The organism is Nostoc sp. FACHB-888, from assembly GCF_014696655.1.
In the GTDB taxonomy this organism is placed as follows: Bacteria; Cyanobacteriota; Cyanobacteriia; order Cyanobacteriales; family Nostocaceae; genus Nostoc.
Genome location: NZ_JACJQM010000309.1, coordinates 1 through 3,759, shown reverse-complemented (window position 1 = coordinate 3,759; position 3,759 = coordinate 1). Strand labels below are relative to the sequence as shown.

Sequence of the window (3,759 nt, the reverse complement as noted above, 5' to 3'; positions counted from 1 at the left end):
AAGGTGGAGATGAATACGATAGTGCAATCGCTGCTAAAGAAACAGTTGAGAAATACTGGCAGCATAAGGACAGAGAGTATAAAGAATATCAACAAAAGCTTGCCCTGACGCAGGAGTAAAGCATTGTCTAGATTTTAGAACAAGCTCTTCTCTCTTTTTACTAAACAAAAATCACGTTTAACAATACCTTGTCGCATCTTCGCCACATTCATCTACTAAATACAACAAACACTTGTAACGCAGACCAATTATTTGCTCATAGAGGGGGTTGATTTTACACAATGGTGGAATGTGAAAAAGTGTCCTCCCTAAAATTGTTACCGTTCTTTCAAAAGGGCAATGGGATGGAATTAGTTTGCATAAGAGTTTGGCTAATTTGGAATCATGTATTTCTAATATCTCAAGCTGATAACGGATCTGGTTTAATAAGTTATTGTTGAAATAATCTTTTTTTAGGAAATTCATATATCAATTCTCTTTCCAAAATCTATTTCTCTAAAATGACACTTCTCTACGGAGAAAAACATCGTAAATTTACGAAACTATTTCTCCGCTTAAAGAAACCCTATTGAAATATCAGTAAAATTCCTTAAAATCCAGAAGAGGTAGGCAATCGTATCTAAATAAGAAATATTAGGAGCAAAGTTAACGTCTGAAGGGGACACGAGTATGAGCGCATCCCTAGAACATCGATTCAGTATTCAGAGTCATGACGAAAAACTCGAGTTTCTTTTAGGTGCAAGAAGGAAATTGTGGTTGAAATGACCTAAAAATCTGGTTTTCCAGCCTCGTGTTTTATTACTGAATCGGTGTTCTAGCTCCTGTGACGACTACTGTTTTTTAGTTTGAGGAATTAGCGTTAAAAATAAACACAAGGTCTTGTTTGAAGTATTACCTCAACACTGGGTTGTCAACAAAAGAGCTACTAAACCGAATCTTCGCGCCAGATTTCCCATCAACACGCCGCTCATCACTCCAATAGCCCACATCAGCAAGACTTTCGGCAATAAGTGAGAGAATCGATTAGGGAGACGATGCACTAAGTTTCGCTTTTAGAGCGAACGTACAGTAACGAGGCTACGATGCAGGAGCGTCGCTCTAGTTGTAGCCCCGTAAAATTAAAATGACTAGATAAATAAATTGGGAACTTTCAGATGAGGGCAAACCTAATCGAGTCACTGTATCTGTTATGAGAAAAATTTCCGTTTTAAAGGTTGGAATTATTGCTGCCACAAGCTTTTTTTTGGGCGCATGCGCCCAAGCTGCCGATAGCAAAGACCAAAGCCAATTTGAGCAAATCGTGACCGAAGCGATTCGACCCATTATGGAGGAGAATAATGTTCCAGGGATGGCTGTGGCAGTCACGGTTCAAGGAAAGCGATATTTCTTTAATTACGGCGTCGCCTCGAAGGAGAGCGGACAAAAAATCACCCAAGATACGATTTTTGAGATCGGCTCGGTCAGCAAAACATTCACAGCAACCCTCGCGTCCTACGCGCAAGTGAGTGGAACTCTGTCTCTGTTGGATAACGCAAGCAAATATCTGCCTGCACTCGCCGACAGCAGTTTCAACAAAATCAGCCTTCTCAATCTTGGTACCTATACGGCGGGCGGTCTACCCCTACAGTTCCCAGATGATGTCAATAATCAACAGGAGATGATTGCCTATTATAAAGGCTGGCGACCGAGCTATGCGGCTGGTACCCATCGGCTTTATTCAAACCCGAGCATCGGCTTGCTTGGCTATCTGGCCGCCAGAAGCATGGGCAAGCCTTTCGATGAGCTAATGGAAAAGAAGCTTTTCCCGAAGCTTGGCTTGACGCGTACTTACCTCAAGGTTCCGCAACATCAGATGGGTAAATACGCTTATGGCTACTCAAAAGATAACAAGCCGACCCGAGTCAGTCCTGGCGTTCTGGATTCGGAAGCCTATGGCGTGAAGACAACTGCCTCCGACATGATCCAGTTCGTTGAGGCAAATATGAACGGCACAGACTTGGACGAAACTCTCCAACGCGCAATTGCCAAAACGCACACCGGATACTTCAAGGTTGGCGACATGACGCAGGGGCTGGGATGGGAGATGTATACTTATCCAATAAATCTCGATCGCCTGCTTGCGGGGAACTCGTCGCAAATGAGCCTCAAGGTCAACGAGGTGACCAGACTTGCTTTGCCGATGTCACCGCAGCAAAATGTGCTGATCAACAAAACTGGCTCGACGAATGGGTTCGGTGCCTATGTTGCCTTTATTCCCATCAAGGGCATCGGCATTGTGATGATGGCGAACAAGAACTATCCAATCCCAGTTCGCGTGAAGACCGCCTACCAGATATTGATGGCGCTCGATAGCAAGCTCGAATTGACGAGCGCTCGTTGAGGAAGCTCCTCTTTAAATTTTAAGATGATGATATATCTAACTGTTATCTTAATTAGTTTGAAATTGAAACTGATCGGAGTACATTGCTCAGTTTAATAGTTCTTTGCCTGCTCGTCCAAAAAACACCATAACCACTCTTCTCCTAACTCAGCCGAGCTAATCACTGAATGTCCAGTTTCCTCATAATGCCGTCGGGCATGTTGATGAAGGGAAGAATCACAGCACAGCATCTTTCCGCAACTTTGACAAATACGGAGATGCACCCAGCGACTGTTGATTTGGATACACTCTTCACAACGGAATACTGGGTAGTTTGCTTTAGAAATCAGAGTTTCCGTAGTTAAATTGTCTAAATGTTCGCAACTCATAGAAATTTGAATGACACGTTAATCAGAGTATAGATTGGTGTGGGGTAACACAGCTAAATTTCTTAGTTTTGCACTTCTGTGGCTTTGCACAAGGTTTACTACGGGAGACCAATAGCAATCTAATAGCCAGCATCAGCAGCCCTCTCGATATTCCTCAGTGCGGTGGGTTAGGTGATTGGCTGCGGGATTGGAAAAGAGAAGTAAAATTATTGCAATTGTCTAATAGGGCGGTCGCCGAGATATGTGCAAAATCGGACAGTTGTAAATAAATATTGCAAAAAAGCTCTTTTTGATTTATTAACTTGACCAAAAATGATAATTGACAAATAAAAATTTGGTTAATTTATACCTAGTTTAATATTTTTCCCAATTCCAATTTATTGCTGGCATTCAATCAATTAATTAGTACAATGAATCAATTCAAACCCTGTTATGCTTCTGGATGATTTGACTTATTTACTACTTGCTTACTCCCGAAAGTGATAGAAGAGGGGTATGAAATGGGATACAGCCATTTGCGGAATAATTGCGTTAGGCGCGGCATAATCACATAGGTGAGCAGAGCGACACCGAGTCCTGTGCTAATCAGTTGATTGAGCAATACAGGTAGCCCAGACAGCAACGGTACTAGCAAACGATTGAGCTGAGGAAGGGTGAAGAATACTCCTAGCCAGCTCACTAACACCATTTTGTAGCGGGGTGGTGGAGACATCATAGGTTTGTCTGAGAGAGTAAACCAAGTTTCCAATCCGGTCAGGGTTTGAATATCTTCTGGCTTTTCAATCAAGGGTTGCAATCGCTCAATCCATTCCCGCCGAATATCTGATTCTAGCCAAGTCTTGAGATTGCCGTAGCAATCGAACTTGAGAATAGACCTCTTGCAGAATTGATTTTGTGTTATAATGATTGGTTTTCTTAATCTGAATGGGGTGAGATAACTAAAAAGATTGATGCCTGGGGTATTTATAGCGATAGTTGTAATCGCGGAACGTCTGACAGAAAAAACATCAC

The 3,759-nt window shown here is 42.4% G+C and carries 4 protein-coding genes; 1 reads left to right on the top strand and 3 read right to left on the bottom strand.

The features are described from left to right. Positions 1 to 177 precede the first annotated feature (177 nt). Positions 178 to 465, bottom strand: coding sequence for a Mo-dependent nitrogenase C-terminal domain-containing protein (locus H6G26_RS39815; RefSeq protein WP_190737435.1), 288 nt, complete (start codon positions 463 to 465; stop codon positions 178 to 180). Positions 466 to 1,189: 724 nt separating this feature from the next. On the opposite strand from H6G26_RS39815, the gene ampC reads away from it, so the two are divergent. Continuing rightward, positions 1,190 to 2,380 (top strand): class C beta-lactamase, encoded by a 1,191-nt coding sequence (ampC, locus tag H6G26_RS39810; protein WP_190737433.1) that lies wholly within the window; start codon positions 1,190 to 1,192, stop codon positions 2,378 to 2,380. A 92-nt stretch (positions 2,381 to 2,472) separates the two neighbouring features. Here the strand turns inward: ampC and H6G26_RS39805 are convergent, their stop codons facing one another. Both H6G26_RS39805 and H6G26_RS42015 read right to left on the bottom strand, forming a co-directional pair. Next, on the bottom strand, positions 2,473 to 2,748 hold the full coding sequence (locus tag H6G26_RS39805; protein WP_190737431.1) for a UBP-type zinc finger domain-containing protein: 276 nt from the start codon (positions 2,746 to 2,748) through the stop codon (positions 2,473 to 2,475). Between the two features lie 430 nt (positions 2,749 to 3,178). After that, positions 3,179 to 3,759: hypothetical protein (locus H6G26_RS42015; protein WP_277883970.1), on the bottom strand; the 581-nt coding region annotated here is incomplete at its 5' end.

Bases quoted from the DNA above. Each gene is read 5' to 3' on its own strand.
- H6G26_RS39805 (WP_190737431.1), bottom strand. From the start codon at position 2,748: ATGAGTTGCGAACATTTAGACAATTTAACTACGGAAACTCTGATTTCT.
- ampC (WP_190737433.1), top strand. From the start codon at position 1,190: ATGAGAAAAATTTCCGTTTTAAAGGTTGGAATTATTGCTGCCACAAGC.
- H6G26_RS39815 (WP_190737435.1), bottom strand. From the start codon at position 465: ATGAATTTCCTAAAAAAAGATTATTTCAACAATAACTTATTAAACCAG.